Raw genomic sequence first — 18408 nt, forward strand, 5'->3', positions numbered from 1 at the left:
ATGAGCCATTTGTTAACGATGAGTGAATTATCGGAAGTAGAAATTTCAGAAATCCTAAAAGATGCAGAAGATTTTGCGAATGGAAAAGAGAGCAAAACGACAGAGCAAACTTTTGTTGCGAACTTGTTCTTTGAGAATAGTACGAGAACGAGATTTAGCTTTGAAGTTGCTGAGAAGAGATTAGGACTTGATGTTTTAAACTTTTCAGCTGATGCATCTAGCGTACAAAAAGGAGAAACTTTATACGATACGATAAGAACACTAGAATCAATCGGAACAAAAGCAGTGGTCATCCGCCACGAGCAAGATCGCTACTTCGATGAACTAAAAGATCAGGTGAATATTCCAATCTTAAACGCTGGAGATGGATGCGGAAACCACCCAACGCAGTGCCTACTCGATCTTCTTACAATTAAACAAGAGTTTGGAAGATTTGAAGGTTTGAAGATTGCAATAGTAGGAGATGTTCGTCATAGCCGAGTAGCACGTTCTAATGCAGAAGCATTAACGAAGCTTGGTGCAACAATTTACTTTGCAAGTCCAGAAGAGTGGAAAGATGAAGACAACACATTTGGAACATACAAACCATTAGATGAACTTGTTCCAGAAGTTGATGTAATGATGTTACTCCGTGTACAACATGAGCGTCATGATCATTATGAAACAGACATTATGAAAGAATATCATGAGAAACACGGATTAACAGTAGAAAGAGAAAAGCGTATGAAAGAAGGAAGCATTATTATGCATCCAGCTCCTGTAAACCGTGATGTTGAAATTGCAAGTGAACTTGTTGAGTGTGAGCGTTCACGCATATTTAAACAAATGGAAAATGGAGTTTACGTAAGAATGGCTGTACTAAAACGCGCCTTACCAAATGTATTAGGAGGAATGAAACATGAATTATTTGTTTAAAAATGGTCGTTATATGAATGAAGAAGGAAAAATCGTAGCAACGGATCTTCTCGTACAAGACGGTAAAATCGCTAAGGTAGCAGAAAATATTACGGCAGATAATGCTGAAGTAATCGATGTGAACGGAAAGTTAATCGCACCTGGATTAGTAGATGTACACGTACATCTTCGTGAACCAGGTGGTGAACATAAAGAAACAATTGAAACAGGTACACTAGCAGCGGCAAAAGGTGGATTCACTACAATTTGCGCAATGCCAAATACACGCCCGGTACCAGATTGCAGAGAACATATGGAAGACTTGCAAAAACGTATTGAAGAAAAAGCTCATGTTAACGTACTACCATACGGAGCAATTACAGTACGTCAAGCTGGTTCTGAAATGACAGATTTCGAAACATTAAAAGAACTTGGAGCATTTGCTTTCACAGATGACGGCGTAGGCGTACAAGATGCGAGCATGATGTTAGCGGCTATGAAACGTGCAGCAAAATTAGATATGGCAGTAGTTGCGCACTGTGAAGAGAATACGCTTATTAATAAAGGTTGTGTACATGAAGGGAAGTTTTCTGAGAAACACGCATTAAACGGTATCCCATCAGTATGTGAATCTGTACATATTGCAAGGGATATACTGCTTGCTGAAGCAGCAGATTGCCACTATCACGTATGTCATGTAAGTACGAAAGGTTCGGTACGTGTAATCCGTGATGCGAAACGCGCTGGAATTAAAGTAACAGCAGAAGTAACACCGCATCACCTAGTGTTATGTGAAGATGATATCCCATCAGCTGATCCTAACTTTAAAATGAACCCACCGCTTCGTGGAAAAGAAGACCATGCAGCATTAATTGAAGGTTTATTAGATGGAACGATCGATATGATTGCAACTGACCATGCACCGCATACAGCGGAAGAGAAAGCACAAGGAATTGAAAGAGCACCGTTTGGAATTACTGGTTTTGAAACAGCATTCCCGCTTCTATACACAAACCTTGTGAAAAAGGGAGTTATTACGCTAGAACAGTTAATTCAATTCTTAACAGAAAAGCCAGCTGATACATTCGGCTTAGAAGCAGGTCGCCTAAAAGAAGGTAGAGCAGCTGATATTACAATCATTGATTTAGAACAAGAAGAAGAGATTGACCCAACAACATTCTTATCAAAAGGAAAAAATACACCATTCGCAGGTTGGAAATGCCAAGGATGGCCGGTAATGACAATCGTTGGTGGTAAGATCGCATGGCAAAAGGAGAGTGCATTAGTATGAAAAGACAACTTATCTTAGAAGATGGAACAGTATTAATTGGAACAGGTTTCGGAGGCGAAATCGAAAAGTCAGGTGAGGTTGTATTTACAACAGGAATGACTGGATATCAAGAAACATTATCTGATCCATCATATTGCGGTCAAATCGTAACATTCACGTACCCATTAATCGGAAACTACGGCATTAACCGTGACGATTTTGAATCCATTCACCCATCTGTAAATGGTTTAATCGTAAACGAAATTTGTGATCATCCATCAAACTTCCGTAATGAAATTTCGTTAAATGATTACTTGAAAGAAAGAAATATCCCAGGATTAGCAGGGATTGATACGAGAAAATTAACGAGAAAAATTCGTCAATACGGTACATTACGCGGACGCCTTTGTAATATGGATGCAGATGTAGAGTACATTGTAAGTCAATTAAAAGCGACAGTATTTACAGATCATGTAAAACGCGTATCAACGAAAGATCCATACCCAAGCCCAGGTCGTGGTCACCGAGTTGTACTAGTAGACTTCGGTATGAAACATGGTATTTTACGAGAATTAAATAAGCGTGACTGTGATGTAATTGTAGTTCCTTACAACACAACAGCAGAAGAAATTTTACGCCTTAGCCCAGATGGAATTATGTTAAGTAATGGACCTGGAGATCCGAAAGATGTATCAGAAGCAATTGAAATGTTAAAAGACATTATCGGTAAAGTTCCTTTATTCGGAATTTGCCTAGGACATCAATTGTTCGCTCTAGCATCAGGTGCAAATACAAGTAAGTTGAAATTTGGTCACCGTGGTTTAAACCATCCAGTAAAAAATCTTGCAACTGGAAAAGTAGCAATTACATCTCAAAATCACGGATACGCAGTAGAAGAAGAATCAGTTGAAAATACAGATCTTGAAATTACACATGTTGCTTTAAACGATGGAACGGTAGAAGGTCTTCGTCATAAGAAGTTCCCAGCATTTACAGTACAATACCATCCAGAAGCTTCAGCGGGACCAGAAGATGCAAATGATTTATTCGAAGATTTCTTAACAATGATTGAAAACTTCAAGAAAGAAGGGGAAGAGTTATGCCAAAACGCCTAGACATTAACACAATTTTAGTAATCGGATCAGGACCAATTGTAATTGGGCAAGCAGCGGAGTTTGACTACTCTGGTACACAAGCTTGTCAATCTCTTAAAGAGGAAGGTTACAAAGTAATCCTTGTTAACTCTAACCCAGCAACAATTATGACGGATACTGCAACAGCAGATAAAGTATACATCGAGCCATTAACATTAGAATTCGTAAGCCGTATTATTCGTAAAGAACGTCCTGATGCAATCCTACCAACATTAGGTGGTCAAACAGGTTTAAACATGGCTGTTGAACTTGCAAAATCAGGCGTACTTGACGAGTGCGGAGTTGAAATTTTAGGAACAAAATTATCAGCAATCGAGCAAGCGGAAGATCGTGATTTATTCCGTACATTAATGCAAGATTTAAATGAACCAACACCACCAAGTGAAATTATTCATAACCTTGATGAAGCATATGGATTTGTAAATGAAATTGGTTATCCAGTAATCGTTCGACCAGCGTTCACATTAGGAGGAACGGGCGGGGGAATTTGCCATAACGAAGAAGAGCTAATTGAAATCGTAACAAGTGGTTTAAAACATAGTCCAGTAACACAATGTTTATTAGAGAAAAGTATTGCTGGCTGTAAGGAAATTGAATATGAAGTAATGCGTGATTCAAATGATAACGCGATTGTAGTATGTAACATGGAAAACATCGATCCAGTTGGTGTTCACACAGGTGATTCGATTGTAGTAGCACCGAGCCAAACGCTAAGCGACCGTGAATATCAAATGTTACGTAACACTTCATTACGAATTATTCGTGCACTAGGAATTGAAGGTGGATGTAACGTTCAGCTTGCGCTTGATCCATATAGCTTCCAATACTATGTAATCGAAGTAAATCCACGTGTAAGTCGTTCATCTGCACTAGCATCTAAAGCAACTGGATATCCAATTGCGAAATTAGCAGCAAAAATTGCAGTCGGCTTAACGTTAGATGAAATTGTAAACCCAGTAACACAAAAAACTTACGCTTGCTTCGAGCCAGCGTTAGACTATGTTGTTTCAAAAATTCCACGTTGGCCGTTTGATAAGTTTGAATCAGCGAACAGAACGCTTGGAACACAAATGAAAGCAACTGGTGAAGTTATGTCAATCGGACGTAACTTAGAAGAATCATTACTAAAAGCAGTTCGTTCTTTAGAGCTTGGCATTTATCACTTAGAATTAGACCACTTAAAAGAACTTGATAAAGAAACGATGAAAAAACGTATCATTAAAGCGGATGATGAACGACTGTTTATTGTAGCAGAAGCAATTCGCCAAGGTGTAACGAAAGAAGAAATCAATGAATGGTGTGAAATGGACTTCTTCTTCTTACAAAAAGTTGAAAACATCGTAAATATGGAATGTGAAGTAAAAGCGAATGTAGGAAATATAGAAGTACTACAAACTGCAAAAGAAATGGGCTTCAGCGATCACTACATTGCAGCAGCTTGGAACAAAACGGAGCGCGAAATTTACGATATGCGTAAAGAAAATAATATGATGCCAGTATTCAAAATGGTAGATACTTGTGCGGCAGAGTTTGAATCTGCAACGCCATATTACTACAGCACATATGCGGACGAAAATGAATCGATTGTAACAGATCGTAAGAGTGTAGTAGTTCTAGGATCTGGTCCGATCCGAATTGGTCAAGGTGTTGAGTTTGATTACGCAACAGTTCACTCAGTATGGGCAATTAAAGAAGCTGGATATGAAGCAATTATCATTAACAACAACCCAGAAACAGTTTCAACAGACTTCAGTATTTCTGACAAATTATACTTTGAACCATTAACGATTGAAGATGTAATGCACATTATCGATTTAGAAAAACCAGAAGGTGTTATCGTTCAGTTCGGTGGACAAACGGCAATTAACTTAGCAGCGAAACTAGAAGAACACGGTGTGAAAATTTTAGGAACATCACTTGAAGACTTAGACCGTGCAGAAGATCGTGATAAATTCGAAGCTGCTTTAACAAAACTTGGCATCCCGCAACCAGTTGGTAAAACAGCAACGACTGTAGAACAAGCGGTAGCAATCGCAGAAGAAATTGGTTACCCAGTATTAGTAAGACCATCTTACGTACTAGGTGGACGTGCAATGGAAATCGTATATCGTCAAGAAGAACTGCTGCACTACATGAAAAATGCAGTTAAAGTTCATGCAGATCACCCAGTATTAATCGACCGTTACATGGTTGGTAAAGAAATTGAAGTAGATGCAATTTCGGATGGTGAGAATGTATTCATTCCAGGTATTATGGAACATATTGAACGCGCTGGAGTTCACTCTGGTGACTCAATTGGAGTATATCCACCACAAAGTTTATCTGAAAAACTAAAAGAACAAATCATTGAACATACAATTGCGCTTGGAAAAGGATTAAACATTGTTGGATTACTAAATATCCAGTTTGTAGTATTCAAAGATCAAGTGTACGTAATTGAAGTAAATCCACGTGCAAGCCGTACAGTACCGTTCTTAAGTAAAATTACAGGCGTACCGATGGCGAATGTTGCAACGAAAGTTATTTTAGGGCAAGACCTAGTAGAGCAAGGATACGGAACTGGCTATCACCCAGAAGAGAAAGAAGTATATGTAAAAGCTCCGGTATTCTCATTCGCGAAACTACGCTCAGTTGATACAACATTAGGACCTGAAATGAAATCAACAGGGGAAGTAATGGGTAAAGACTTAACGCTTGAAAAAGCATTATATAAAGGATTAGTTGCTTCTGGAATTAACATCCCAACGCACGGCTCAGTAATCATTACTGTAGCTGATAAAGATAAAGAAGAAGCGATGGAAATTGCAAAACGTTTCCACGAAATCGGCTATAACTTATTAGCAACAGCTGGAACAGCACAATCATTAGAAGAGCAAAATATCCCAGTACAAGTTGTAAACAAAATTGATTCTGAAGACTACAACTTACTAGATATTATCCGTCAAGGAAAAGCACAGTTTGTAATTAACACATTAACAAAAGGTAAACAACCAGCGCGTGATGGTTTCCGCATTCGCCGTGAATCAGTAGAAAATGGTGTGGCTTGCTTAACATCACTTGATACAACGAGAGCAATCTTACGAGTATTAGAATCTATGACATTCTCAGCTCATTCAATGAAAGAAATTACGCAAACAAAGCGTCACGAGGTGGTACATGCATGATGCAAAAGCAAAATATGATCGTCGTTAATCAAAAAGAAATCGCAAAAAATATTTACGAATTAGTGCTTCAAGGAACGTTAGTACAGCAAATGAACGAACCAGGGCAGTTTGTACACATTAAGGTAGCAGAGGGCATTGCGCCCCTTCTGCGCCGCCCAATTAGTATTTGTAATGTAGATCAAGAGAAGAACGAATTTACAATGCTATATCGTGCCGAAGGACAAGGGACAAAAACATTAGCAACTAGAAAACAAGGTGAAATGGTAGATGTACTAGGACCATTAGGACACGGTTTTCCTGTAGAAGAAGCAGAAGCTGGTCAAACAGCTTTACTAGTAGGCGGGGGAATTGGTGTACCACCACTTTATGAATTATCACAGCGCCTCGTTGCAAAAGGTGTACGTGTTATTCACATCTTAGGCTTTCAAACGAAAGATGTAGTTTTCTATGAAGAAAAATTTGCAGAACTTGGTGATACGTACGTTGCAACAGTAGACGGTACACACGGTACAAAAGGATTTGTCACAGATGTAATTGATAATTACGGAATTGACTTTGATATTCTTTATTCATGTGGTCCGTTAGCGATGCTTCGTGCATTAGAAGGACGTTACAAAGAGAAAAAAGCCTATATTTCATTAGAAGAACGTATGGGCTGTGGTATTGGAGCTTGTTTCGCATGTGTATGCCACTTACAAGAAGATCCAAGTGGACATTCTTACAAGAAGGTGTGTAGCGACGGACCAGTATTTCCAATCGGGGAGGTTGTACTATGAACAGATTGCAAGTTGAATTACCAGGATTATCATTAAAAAATCCAATTATACCGGCATCTGGATGCTTTGGGTTTGGTCGTGAATATGCACAGTTTTACGATTTAAGTGTACTAGGATCAATCATGATTAAAGCGACGACAGAACAACCACGTTATGGAAATCCGACGCCTCGTGTTGCTGAAACACCAGGCGGCATGCTAAATGCAATCGGACTTCAAAACCCGGGATTAGACAAAGTAATGAATTCGGAATTACCATGGTTAGAACAATTTGACCTTCCAATTATTGCGAACGTTGCAGGCTCACAAGCTGAGGATTACGTAGCGGTTGCGAAGGAAATTTCTAAAGCGCCTAATGTCCATGCACTAGAATTAAATATTTCTTGTCCGAACGTAAAAACAGGTGGTATCGCCTTTGGTACAAATCCTGAAATTGCTGCTGATTTAACGAAGCGAGTAAAAGAGGTTTCTGAAGTACCTGTATACGTGAAGTTGTCACCGAACGTGGCAAACATTGTGGAAATTGCAAAAGCGATTGAAAATGCAGGTGCAGATGGTTTAACGATGATTAATACATTGCTTGGTATGCGTCTAGATTTAAAAACAGCTAAACCAATTTTAGCAAACCGTACAGGTGGATTATCAGGTCCTGCGATTAAGCCAGTAGCAATTCGTATGGTACATGAAGTAAGCCAAGCGGTAAACATTCCGATTATCGGAATGGGTGGTATTGAGACAGCGGAAGATGTAATTGAATTCTTCTATGCTGGCGCAAGCGCAGTTGCAGTAGGTACAGCGAACTTTATTGATCCGTTCGTATGTCCGACAATTATTGAAGAGTTACCAGCATTACTAGATGAATTAGGATTTGATCACATTTCGGAATGTCAAGGAAGGAGCTGGAAGCAAACATGTCACAGTCGTTAATCGTTGCATTAGATTTTCCAGGGAAACAAGATGTAGAACAATTCTTGCGCCACTTTGAAGGGGAAGAGTTATTTGTCAAAGTTGGTATGGAGTTATTTTACAAAGAAGGCCCTGCGATTATTACGTACTTAAAAGAAAAAGGGCATAAGATCTTTCTAGATTTAAAACTTCATGATATTCCAAATACGGTAAAAAGCGCTATGCGTAGCCTAGCTAGTCTAGATGTTGATATGGTAAATGTTCATGCTGCTGGGGGAAGCAGTATGATGAAAGCTGCGATTGAGGGATTAGAGGAAGGTAAGCAAGAAGGAAAAGAGAGACCGATTTGTATTGCAGTTACACAACTAACAAGCACTTCGGAAGCTATGATGAAAAAAGAGATCGGCATTGAGAAAACGTTAGAAGAAGCGGTTGCTCATTATGCAAAACTAACGAAAGAAAGTGGACTTGATGGCGTTGTTTGTTCAACACTTGAAGTTCCAAAATTACGTGAAGTATGCGGAAATGAATTTGTAACGGTAACACCGGGGATTCGTCTTGCAAGCGATGATGTAAATGACCAAGTGCGCGTAGCGACACCGAAACGTGCGAGGGAACTTGGCTCAAGCTACATTGTAGTTGGACGTAGTATTACAAAAGCAGAAAATCCGCTTGAAGCGTATAAAACAGTAAAACAACAGTGGGAAGGTGTAACAGTATGAAAAAAGAAATCGCATCGCATTTATTAGAAATTGGAGCAGTATTTTTACAACCGAATGATCCATTCACTTGGTCTTCAGGTATGAAATCGCCAATTTATTGTGATAACCGTTTAACTTTATCTTATCCAAAAGTACGTCAAGCGATTGCAGCTGGATTAGAAGAGTTAATTAAAGAGCACTTCCCAACTGTAGAAATTATTGCAGGAACTGCAACTGCTGGTATTGCGCACGCTGCATGGGTAAGCGATCGTATGGATTTACCAATGTGCTACGTACGTAGTAAAGCAAAAGGTCACGGTAAAGGGAACCAAATCGAAGGAAAAGCTGAAAAAGGTCAAAAAGTCGTAGTAGTAGAAGACTTAATTTCAACTGGCGGTAGTGCAATTACATGTGTAGAAGCACTTCGCGAAGCTGGATGTGAAGTATTAGGGATCGTATCAATCTTCACATACGAGCTTGAAGCAGGAAAAGAAAAACTAGAAGCAGCTAACGTAGCATCATATTCTTTAAGTGATTACAGTACATTAACTGAAGTTGCAGCAGAAAAAGGTATGATTGGACAAGCTGAAACGAAGAAATTACAAGAGTGGCGTAAAAATCCAGCTAACGAAGCTTGGATCACAGCGTAACACGAAAAAAGACGACCGCGGGGGAACGCGGTCGTTTTTTATATCATTGTTAAAACTTCAAGTAAAGTTCCATCAATATCAAAGAAAATCATATTACAATCTCCTTAACTACTTAGCGCTTTCTGCAAGCTCATATCCTCTTAAAAACAATAAAGTCATATAAGAAACAATAAATGAGAAGATGCTGTACATGCCAACCCAAAAGAAAAATTTTGGAGTAAAGGCGATAACACCTATTATTAAAAAACTAGCAAACGTTACAATCGGCATTACGTAATACGTTTTCGTCTTGCGCGTTCCAATAACAGAAACGATAAAGATAAGTAATGGACAAATTAATAAGACGAAAATCAATTCATTCATAGGTATGTCCCCTTTTCTAATTGCAGTAATCTGTTTCTCGTAAACGTTTTGAAATAATTACTCTCCTAATATAATTTCGCTAAGTAATAACGAATCCCTCTTGAAAACTGATAATTCATGATGAATTTTACAAGCAAAAAACGTAAGCAAGAGAACACTTGCTTACGTTATAGGATAAACATCGCAACGATCGTGGTGACAATTAAACCGATAACAACCGGTAAAAAGTTTCGGCGTGCAAGTTCAAATGGATCGACTTTACAAATCGCAGCAGCAGGAATAAGTGCCCAAGGAATTAACGTCCCGCCCCCGGTCCATATAGCTGCAATTTGCCCGAGTGCTGTTAATGTAGCTGTTCCATGGCCAAGTGCTGTTCCAAAAAGATTGGCAATGGAACCAGCAAGTGATATACCTGAAAAACCTGATCCATCTAAGCCGGTAATGACACCAACGATGGTTAATGTCCCTGCCGATACATATTGATTTAAAGGAACAGTTTGAGATAAAGCGATGCCTAAGTCGTTAATGATTCCGTGTGAACCTTTCGGTAAATAGTCCCCGATAATTTTTACAAATCCACTATCTCCTAAATAAAAGAGTGCAGCGATAGGAATAACTGGTCCGAAAATTTTAAAGCCAAATTGGAGCCCTTCTATGAAATAATCGGTCGTTTTATTCAGTCCATTTCCTTTGTAGGCGATGAGGGAAATGATGATAATCATAATAACAGTCGTTCCGCCGATAAGTGCAGTTGCGTCGCTTCCTTGTAATTTAAATTGAATCATGCAAAGGATATCAATGATATATATGATAGGGATACAAATAGCGAGCCATTTTTTTATGCGAGAAGATAATGAAGTGAGCGTTTTAGAAGACTCAGTTGATGGAATAGCTTCTTGTATAGATAAGCCTGTATGAAACTCTTTTCGTAAGAAGAAAAAAGCGACAGAAGTTGTCACAATGCCCATAACGATAACGAGTGGAACACTTGCAGATACGATGCTGGAAACAGGGAGACCAGCCGCGTCTGCAGTTAATTTCGGTGCACCTTGAATAACGAAGTCTCCAGATAAGGCGATGCCGTGTCCAAATAAGTTCATAGCAATTGCAACCCCAATTGGAGGAAGGCCGACACGTACAGCAACCGGTAATAAAATAGCTCCCATTAAGGCGACAGCTGGAGAAGGCCAAAAGAAGAAAGAAATGGTCATCATTAAAAGGCCGATAATCCAGTAGGCGAGTGTAGGTGTACGAATCATTTTTGTAAATGGTGAAATCATCGTATCATTTATGCCAGTATGAACGAGTAAATTGCTCATTGATACGATAATGGAGATGATTAATATAGTTGGTAATAGCTCAGTAATGGCGTAAATGAAACTTTGAAAAATTCCGCTAATGGCAAGAGGGATAGAACTTGTTGCAGTTAATGCTAATAAAAAGATAAAAACGATACAAATGATAGTCGTATCTTTTCGGAGAATAAAAAAGGTAATAATAGTGAGTAAACAAATAATGTAGAGAGCGTGTAATAGCGTTAATTCAACTCCCATAACATTCACATCCTTTAGGCATTCGTGTAGTGTATTGTATGAAAGCAGTGAAAGTATGTGAGTATAGGAAAAAGAAAAAATGAAATTTCATGTACTGTAATGGTAAGAATGATAAATGGATGTTACAATACAAATAATCCTAAAAATGGAATTTAAGGAGAACTTATGCGCAAAAAAATTGGGTTTTGGGGATTTACCATATCTTGTAGTCTATTAATCACTTTAAATTTGTTTACAAACAATGAATGGATCAGTATCATACCTGTTTTCGGCTTTGTTTTTATACTGTTATATAACTGGGATGATATGAAACAATATAGTAAGAAAAGTATCGGAATTATGATAGGTGTCATTGTTGTTTGCTCATTTTTCGTAGGGTTTATTTTAATAGAAGGGCAGAAACAAATAGAGAAAACGTCTATTTTTCAAGAATGGATGTCGTCTGCAAAAGGTCTTTATATTGTAATTATAGCTGTTATTTTTCTAAGAATTATTATAAGCATAGCAAGTTACGTATTAAAGGAGAAGTAGAATGGGGGAGTACGAATGAGAGAGAAAATAGGATATTATGGTGTGCTCGTTTGTTTACTATTATCAGTTATTTCAGGACAATTCCTTAACAGTGACTGGGTACCAGCTATATTATGTATAGGAGTATTGATTTTTGCATCTATGTATCGTTGGAATGAATGGAAAGCATATAGCCGAAAAAAGAAATTTGTTTTCAGTATCGAGTTTGTCATTATTATTAGCACAATTCCGTTTTTTCTATTGAAAGGAAATGAGATAATAGATGGAATTGTAATGTTTCAAGGGTGGTTATTTATTGCGAAAATGCTGTATTTAATATGTATATTAATGTCGGTAGTGGTAATCGTTAAAAAAGTAAACGAAAAGTTATTCGTTAATGAATAAAAGAAAATGCCACCTTATTCGGTGGCATTTTTTTCTATGATTTCAACAAGGAATAACAATTAGTTCCCGATTTGATTTTGTAATAACTTCATAGCCTTCTTTTGTAATGACGATATCGTCTTCAATTCTACAACCGCCCCAGTTCGGTATGTAAATGCCCGGCTCAACTGTAACAACCATACCTTCTTGTAAAGTTACCTTACTTTCTTGGGATAGGCGAAGCGGTTCATGTATTTCTAACCCAAGACCGTGCCCAGTAGAGTGGCCAAAGTATTGACCGTATCCATGTTCTGTAATGTAATCCCTCGTTATATCATCGATACTTTTCGCAGTTTCTCCAGGCTTAATCGCTTCAGTCCCACGTTTTAACGCTTCTCGTACAACATTGTATATTTTTTTGAATTCTTCCGATGGTTCCCCTATTGCTACAGTACGTGTTATATCGGAACAATATCCGTCGTAAAGTGCACCGAAGTCTAATGTAACGATATCCCCTCGTTCGATTATTTTATTTGATGCAACTCCATGGGGAAGTGAAGAACGAACGCCTGAGGCTACAATGATTTGGAATGAAGAAGATGTAGCCCCTTTTTTTCGCATGAAAAATTCTAATTCATCTCGTACAGCATTTTCACTTATTCCTGGTTTTAGAAACGTAAGAATGTGGTGAAATGCTTCGTCCGCGATATTAGCTGCAATTTTCATTGTTTCTATTTCAGGCGTGTCTTTAATGATACGAATATTTTCGATAATTTCGCACACTTGAATCATTTCCGCCTGTACGTATTTTTGCAAGTTTTTATATTGTTGCAATGTCATGTTGTTTTCTTCAATTCCAAGTTTTTGAATGTTTAATTTCGATACTTGATGTGCAATTTCTTTTTCTAAATTTCCTTTATGCATAATAATTTCAGCATCTTTTATTTGTGATTTCGCTTGATCTACATAGCGGAAATCAGTGATAAAAACAGCTTGATCGGCAGAGATTAAGACGACGCCAGCACTACCTGTAAAGCCTGTTGCATATTGGCGGTTTTCTTTTTTGGTAATAAGTAACCCGTCAATTTCATAGTTTTGTAATTGATTTTGGATTTTATTAATTTTTAAAGTCATGTTAATTCCTCCTATTCACAGTATTGAATAAAGCAAATAGCGTGCCAAAATGTATATTTGAAGAAAGGATAGTAGGGACAACATATATTTTAGGGGAGATAAAAAAATAGCCCGTAATTTGTGGGAGGCGGTTTGTTCATAAAATCTAGATTGCTTCAATGAATAGCAGGGGGATGGGGAAAAATAATGATTGGAGTTACACTTGTACTTTATTTACATGCTGTAAAAAATTTTATACAAATGTGAAATGATACTGTCAATTTTTTTGACAATATTGAATGAATATAGCAACGAAATTGAAAACATATAAAAAATGCGCTGCATACAAGCAACGCATTTTTTATTTACGCTTTTAATTTCATTACAATATCAGCATCTGGTGTTACATATACGGTTTGCTGATTGTCGTACGTAACAAAACCAAGTTTTGCACCACTCGGTTTTTTGACATGGCGTATTTTGGTGAAATCAACAGGTACAGAGCTAGACTCTTTCGCTTTACTGTAATAGGCAGCAATTTTGGCAGCTTCTAGTAAAGTTTCTTCAGCAGGCTCTAAAGAACGAATGACAACGTGAGAGCCAGGTATGTCTTTCGTATGTAACCAAATTTCATCACGGCGGGCAAACTTCGTTGTTAAATAATCATTTTGTTTATTGTTTTTACCAACGAAAATCTCTGTGCCATCACTTGCTACATATTTATCTAATACTGGTTTAGTAGGCTTTTTCTTTGCGTTTTTCGTTTTGCGATTGCGCACATAACCTTCTTCAGCTAATTCCTCACGAATTTCTTCAATATCTTTTGAAGAAGCAGCTTCCATTTGTTGAAGTAAGCTATCAAAATAAAGAATTTCTTCATTTGTTTTTTCGATTTGTTCTTCTACAACAACAACTGAATTTTTTGCTTTTTGATACTTTTGGAAATAGCGTTGTGCATTTTCAGATGGTGTTTTTAAAGGATCTAATGTAATTTTTACAGTTCCACCATTCTCATCGTAATAATTAACGACCTCAATATCTTTATCGCCCTTTTTTAAAGCGTACATATTGGCTGTAAGTAGCTCTCCAAATAGTTGATATTTATCTGCTTTTCCAGCATCTTGCAGTGTTTTTTCGAGTTTAATGAGTTTTTTCTCGTTTTTATTTTTTTCGTTTTGCATAAAGCGTTCTAAATCATGAGCTTGTTGTTTTACACGATCACGTTCTGCTTTGCCAAAGAAGAAACGATCTAACAATTCGCTCACTGATGAGAATGTTTTTTCTTCTCCTTGCAAGTGTGTAAGAGGGAAAAGATAAAAGAATTCTTTTCCATTTGCAGTAATCATTGTAGGTGTATATGCATGAGATAGTAATGGTGTTTGTATAGAGAAAAATGCTTCTGATAATGCTTTCTCGTTTGCCATACCGGCTTTCTTTACTACTTCTTTTGCAAATAATGGGGATATTCCCATGAAAGCACCGACGAGTTGTTTATCCATATTTCCAGATAGAAAGTCTAGCGGTCTAATAAAATCATCTGCGGTTTCAATTTGCAGAGGATTGATTTTATGTTGGGCTGGTGGCGCGACGTACTCAGCACCAGCATATACAGTTCGGTGACGGTTTACGGCTAATGAAACGTGTTTTAAGCTATCTAAAATCACGTTTGTTTTCGTATCTAATAAGATAATGTTACTATGTCGTCCCATTATTTCAATTACTAATGTTTTTAATGATTCGTCTCCGATTTCATTACGACTGCGAACTGTAATTTGAATAATGCGTTCTAAGTCGATTTGTTCAATTTTTTCAATAAATCCACCTTCTAAATGTTTGCGAAGAAGCATACAGAACATCGGCGGTATTGCTGGCGAATCGTAGTTTTGATTCGTTAAGTGCATACGCGCATATGTAGGATGAGATGAAAGAATTAGTTTTTGGTTCTTTCCATTCGCTCGAATATGTAATAAAATCTCGTATTTTGAAGGTTGATATATTTTGGAAATTCTTCCTGTGTAAAGAGAATTTTCAATTTCATGTGTAATCGCTCTTGTAAATAATCCATCGAATGCCATAAATGAACACTCCTTTCTAACTAAATGTTAATTATAGCATTTTTTTGGACGAGGCTGAATAAGCTTTCAATAGAGTATGTCTGGAATCAGGAGGTCGATAGCAGGATGAACTGGTATGGAATGCGAGCACATGAAGTGGAAGAAAGAACGAATACGAATGTAAAGGTTGGACTTACAGAGAAAGAAGCAGAAGGGCGAGTAAAGAAATTTGGTACTAATGAATTAGAAGAAGCAAAAAGGCCTTCTGCACTAATGGTATTTTTAGCACAGTTTAAAGATTTCATGGTACTCGTTTTGTTTGGAGCAACAATTGTTTCTGCGTTTTTAGGTGAATACATTGATTCTATTGCTATTGTTGCCATTGTTATTATCAATGGTATTCTCGGCTTTTTTCAAGAAAGAAAAGCTGAAAAATCATTGGAAGCTTTAAAGGAACTAGCCGCTCCACAAGTTACTGTAATGCGGAATGGAAAGTGGGTAAAAGCACCATCTAAAGCACTTGTTTTAGGAGATATTATTAAGTTTTCCAGTGGTGATCGTATTGGGGCTGATGTGCGTCTTGTTGAGGCATCAAGTTTATATATTGAAGAGTCTGCTTTGACAGGGGAGTCCGTACCTGTACAAAAGAAGGTAGAAGCATTGCAAGGGCAAGATGTTGCAATTGGGGATCAAAAAAATATGGCTTTTATGGGGACAATGATTACGCGAGGATCTGGTACAGGAGTTGTTGTAGCAACTGGTATGAATACAGCGATGGGGCAAATTGCAAATATGTTGCAAAATGCAGAGCAAATGGAAACGCCACTGCAAAGAAGGTTAGAACAGCTCGGAAAAATATTAATTATTGTAGCTCTTATTTTGACAGCGCTCGTTGTATTGGCTGGTGTGTATCAAGGGAATGAAGTATATCATATGTTTTTAGCTGGCGTATCGCTAGCTGTTGCGGCTATTCCAGAAGGATTGCCAGCAATTGTTACAGTAGCTTTATCACTTGGTGTACAGCGTATGATAAAAAAGAGAGCAATTGTAAGGAAGTTACCGGCCGTAGAAACGTTAGGCTGCGCTTCTGTTATATGCTCTGATAAAACGGGAACAATGACGCAAAACAAAATGATGGTAACACATATGTGGTCAGGCGGAGAATTGTGGAAAGTGACAGGGCAAGGATATGAACCTAATGGCTCTTTTATGAAAGGTGAAAAAGAAGTGAATCCAGCTAAGACAAAATCACTTTATCAGCTACTTACATTTGGTTCACTATGTAACAATGCAAATATTATTCAAAAGAAAAAGGCGTACGTATTAGATGGAGATCCGACAGAGGGAGCGCTTGTAGCTGCAGCAATGAAAGCTGGGATAACACGTGAGGCATTAAAAGGGAAATTTGAAATTATTCGTGAATTCCCCTTTGATTCAACTCGAAAAATGATGAGTGTTATTGTACGAGATCGAGAGGGGAAAAAGTTTATTGTTACGAAAGGAGCACCGGATGTTCTTTTGCAACTGAGTCAAACAATCTTATGGGGGGATAAGCAGCAGCCGTTAAGTGAGCTATATAGAAAAGAAGTACAGGCGGCTATTCATAGCTTAGGTAGTCAAGCGCTTCGAACAATTGCAGTTGCGTTTAAACCTTTAAAAGTCACGGATTCTATTGAACATGAAAGAGACGTTGAAAAAGATTTTATGTTGGTTGGAATACAAGGTATGATTGACCCGCCAAGGCCAGAAGTGGCGCAGGCGGTAAAAGAGTGTAAAGAAGCTGGTATTCGAACAGTAATGATTACAGGTGATCATAAAGTGACAGCAATGGCGATTGCTGAACAATTAGGAGTTTTACCACCAGATGGACGCGTTGTTGAAGGAGTAGAACTCGCGAATATGGATGTGGAGGAATTAGAAAATGTTGTAGAAGATACGTATGTATTCGCTCGTGTATCACCTGAGCATAAATTGAAAATTGTTAAGGCACTGCAAAATCAAGGACATATAGTAGCGATGACAGGTGATGGAGTGAACGATGCTCCAGCGATAAAAACAGCGGATATTGGGATAGCGATGGGAATTACAGGGACAGATGTTGCGAAAGAAGCCTCTTCACTTGTTTTACTAGACGATAATTTTGCTACAATTAAATCAGCAATTAAAGAAGGAAGAAATATATATGAGAACATACGTAAGTTCATTCGCTACTTATTGGCGTCAAATGTTGGAGAAATTTTAGTTATGTTATTTGCGATGTTACTTGCATTACCACTGCCGATGGTTCCTATTCAAATTTTATGGGTGAACTTAGTTACTGATGGTTTACCAGCGATGGCATTAGGTTTGGATAAGGCTGAAGGAGATGTGATGAAGAGAACACCGCGTCACCCGAAAGAAGGGGTATTCGCTAGAGGGCTTGCGTGGAAAATAATAAGTCGAGGGTTTTTAATTGGAGCAGTGACGTTAGTGGCGTTTATTATTGCGTATAACCAACATCCAAATGAACTGAAATATGCACAAACTGTAGCGTTCGCGACGTTGGTACTTGCTCAGCTTATTCATGTATTTGATTGTCGTAGTGAGCATTCTGTCTTTCACCGTAATCCATTTGGGAACGTGTATTTAGTAGGGGCGGTTATTATTTCGTTACTACTCATGCTAGTGGTTATATATTATCCACCGTTACAACCAATCTTTAGCACAATGCCGATACAAGCAAGAGATTGGTTATTAATTGGAGGTTTGTCATCAATTCCGACTTTCTTACTAGTAGGTTCTTTATTAACAGGGAAAAAGGCTAAGAAGAAAAAGCCGATATTATATAAGAAGGGATTAAACTTGAAATAGTCAATGTTATGAAAATGTGATATAATTTACAGAAGGTAGTAGAGCCTTGTCTCTATTACCTTTTTCA

15 protein-coding genes are annotated in these 18408 nt (G+C 37.9%); 11 read left to right on the forward strand and 4 right to left on the reverse strand.

The annotated features are described in order from the left end of the window. The 8 genes from pyrB to pyrE are packed head-to-tail and all read left to right on the forward strand — an operon-like array spanning position 1 to position 9514. Positions 1 to 915, forward strand: a complete 915-nt coding sequence (gene pyrB / locus B9A45_RS09970; RefSeq protein ID WP_000018849.1) for an aspartate carbamoyltransferase — start codon at positions 1 to 3, stop codon at positions 913 to 915. Further along, positions 899 to 2185, forward strand: coding sequence for a dihydroorotase (gene pyrC, locus B9A45_RS09975; protein WP_001108364.1), 1287 nt, complete (start codon positions 899 to 901; stop codon positions 2183 to 2185). The genes pyrB and pyrC overlap by 17 nt, the downstream gene beginning before the upstream one ends. Next, positions 2182 to 3279, forward strand: coding sequence for a carbamoyl phosphate synthase small subunit (locus B9A45_RS09980; protein ID WP_000828684.1), 1098 nt, complete (start codon positions 2182 to 2184; stop codon positions 3277 to 3279). The genes pyrC and B9A45_RS09980 overlap by 4 nt, the downstream gene beginning before the upstream one ends. Further along, entirely contained in the window at positions 3264 to 6482 is a 3219-nt protein-coding gene (gene carB, locus B9A45_RS09985) for a carbamoyl-phosphate synthase large subunit (protein ID WP_001126096.1), read from the forward strand. Before B9A45_RS09980 ends, carB begins: the two co-directional genes overlap by 16 nt. Continuing rightward, positions 6479 to 7258, forward strand: coding sequence for a dihydroorotate oxidase B electron transfer subunit (pyrK, locus tag B9A45_RS09990; RefSeq protein WP_000983359.1), 780 nt, complete (start codon positions 6479 to 6481; stop codon positions 7256 to 7258). Before carB ends, pyrK begins: the two co-directional genes overlap by 4 nt. After that, positions 7255 to 8184, forward strand: a complete 930-nt coding sequence (gene pyrD / locus B9A45_RS09995; RefSeq protein ID WP_001081049.1) for a dihydroorotate oxidase B catalytic subunit — start codon at positions 7255 to 7257, stop codon at positions 8182 to 8184. The genes pyrK and pyrD overlap by 4 nt, the downstream gene beginning before the upstream one ends. After that, entirely contained in the window at positions 8169 to 8885 is a 717-nt protein-coding gene (gene pyrF / locus B9A45_RS10000; protein WP_000083496.1) for an orotidine-5'-phosphate decarboxylase, read from the forward strand. Before pyrD ends, pyrF begins: the two co-directional genes overlap by 16 nt. Further along, positions 8882 to 9514 carry an orotate phosphoribosyltransferase gene (pyrE, locus tag B9A45_RS10005; RefSeq protein WP_000711441.1) on the forward strand — a complete coding sequence of 211 codons (633 nt, stop codon included), beginning with the start codon at positions 8882 to 8884 and terminating at the stop codon, positions 9512 to 9514. The genes pyrF and pyrE overlap by 4 nt, the downstream gene beginning before the upstream one ends. A 108-nt stretch (positions 9515 to 9622) precedes the next feature. Here the strand turns inward: pyrE and B9A45_RS10010 are convergent, their stop codons facing one another. Next, positions 9623 to 9877 carry a YbeF family protein gene (locus B9A45_RS10010; protein ID WP_001003932.1) on the reverse strand — a complete coding sequence of 85 codons (255 nt, stop codon included), beginning with the start codon at positions 9875 to 9877 and terminating at the stop codon, positions 9623 to 9625. Between the two features lie 167 nt (positions 9878 to 10044). Further along, entirely contained in the window at positions 10045 to 11430 is a 1386-nt protein-coding gene (locus tag B9A45_RS10015) for a hypothetical protein (protein ID WP_000537865.1), read from the reverse strand. 165 nt (positions 11431 to 11595) lie between these two features. Here B9A45_RS10015 and B9A45_RS10020 point away from each other — a divergent pair, with 165 nt between their 5' ends. Both B9A45_RS10020 and B9A45_RS10025 read left to right on the forward strand, forming a co-directional pair. Beyond that, positions 11596 to 11961 (forward strand): YoqO family protein, encoded by a 366-nt coding sequence (locus tag B9A45_RS10020; protein ID WP_001227565.1) that lies wholly within the window; start codon positions 11596 to 11598, stop codon positions 11959 to 11961. A 15-nt stretch (positions 11962 to 11976) separates the two neighbouring features. Next, the gene (locus B9A45_RS10025) at positions 11977 to 12345 is read left to right on the forward strand and encodes a YoqO family protein (protein WP_001208270.1); all 369 of its coding nucleotides are present in this window, start codon (positions 11977 to 11979) and stop codon (positions 12343 to 12345) included. 42 nt (positions 12346 to 12387) lie between these two features. Here B9A45_RS10025 and B9A45_RS10030 read toward each other — a convergent pair whose 3' ends face one another. Together B9A45_RS10030 and B9A45_RS10035 are read right to left on the reverse strand one after the other, a co-directional pair. Continuing rightward, the gene (locus B9A45_RS10030; protein ID WP_000172803.1) at positions 12388 to 13458 is read right to left on the reverse strand and encodes a M24 family metallopeptidase; all 1071 of its coding nucleotides are present in this window, start codon (positions 13456 to 13458) and stop codon (positions 12388 to 12390) included. Positions 13459 to 13802: 344 nt separating this feature from the next. Continuing rightward, entirely contained in the window at positions 13803 to 15512 is a 1710-nt protein-coding gene (locus B9A45_RS10035; protein WP_000863279.1) for an Rqc2 family fibronectin-binding protein, read from the reverse strand. Between the two features lie 105 nt (positions 15513 to 15617). Between B9A45_RS10035 and B9A45_RS10040 the strand changes: the two genes are divergently transcribed. Beyond that, positions 15618 to 18341 carry a calcium-translocating P-type ATPase, SERCA-type gene (locus B9A45_RS10040; protein WP_001104775.1) on the forward strand — a complete coding sequence of 908 codons (2724 nt, stop codon included), beginning with the start codon at positions 15618 to 15620 and terminating at the stop codon, positions 18339 to 18341. The last annotated feature ends 67 nt before the right edge of the window (positions 18342 to 18408 follow it).

The sequence above is a fragment of the Bacillus sp. JKS001846 genome (assembly GCF_900176455.1).
Taxonomy (GTDB): domain Bacteria; phylum Bacillota; class Bacilli; order Bacillales; family Bacillaceae_G; genus Bacillus_A; species Bacillus_A cereus.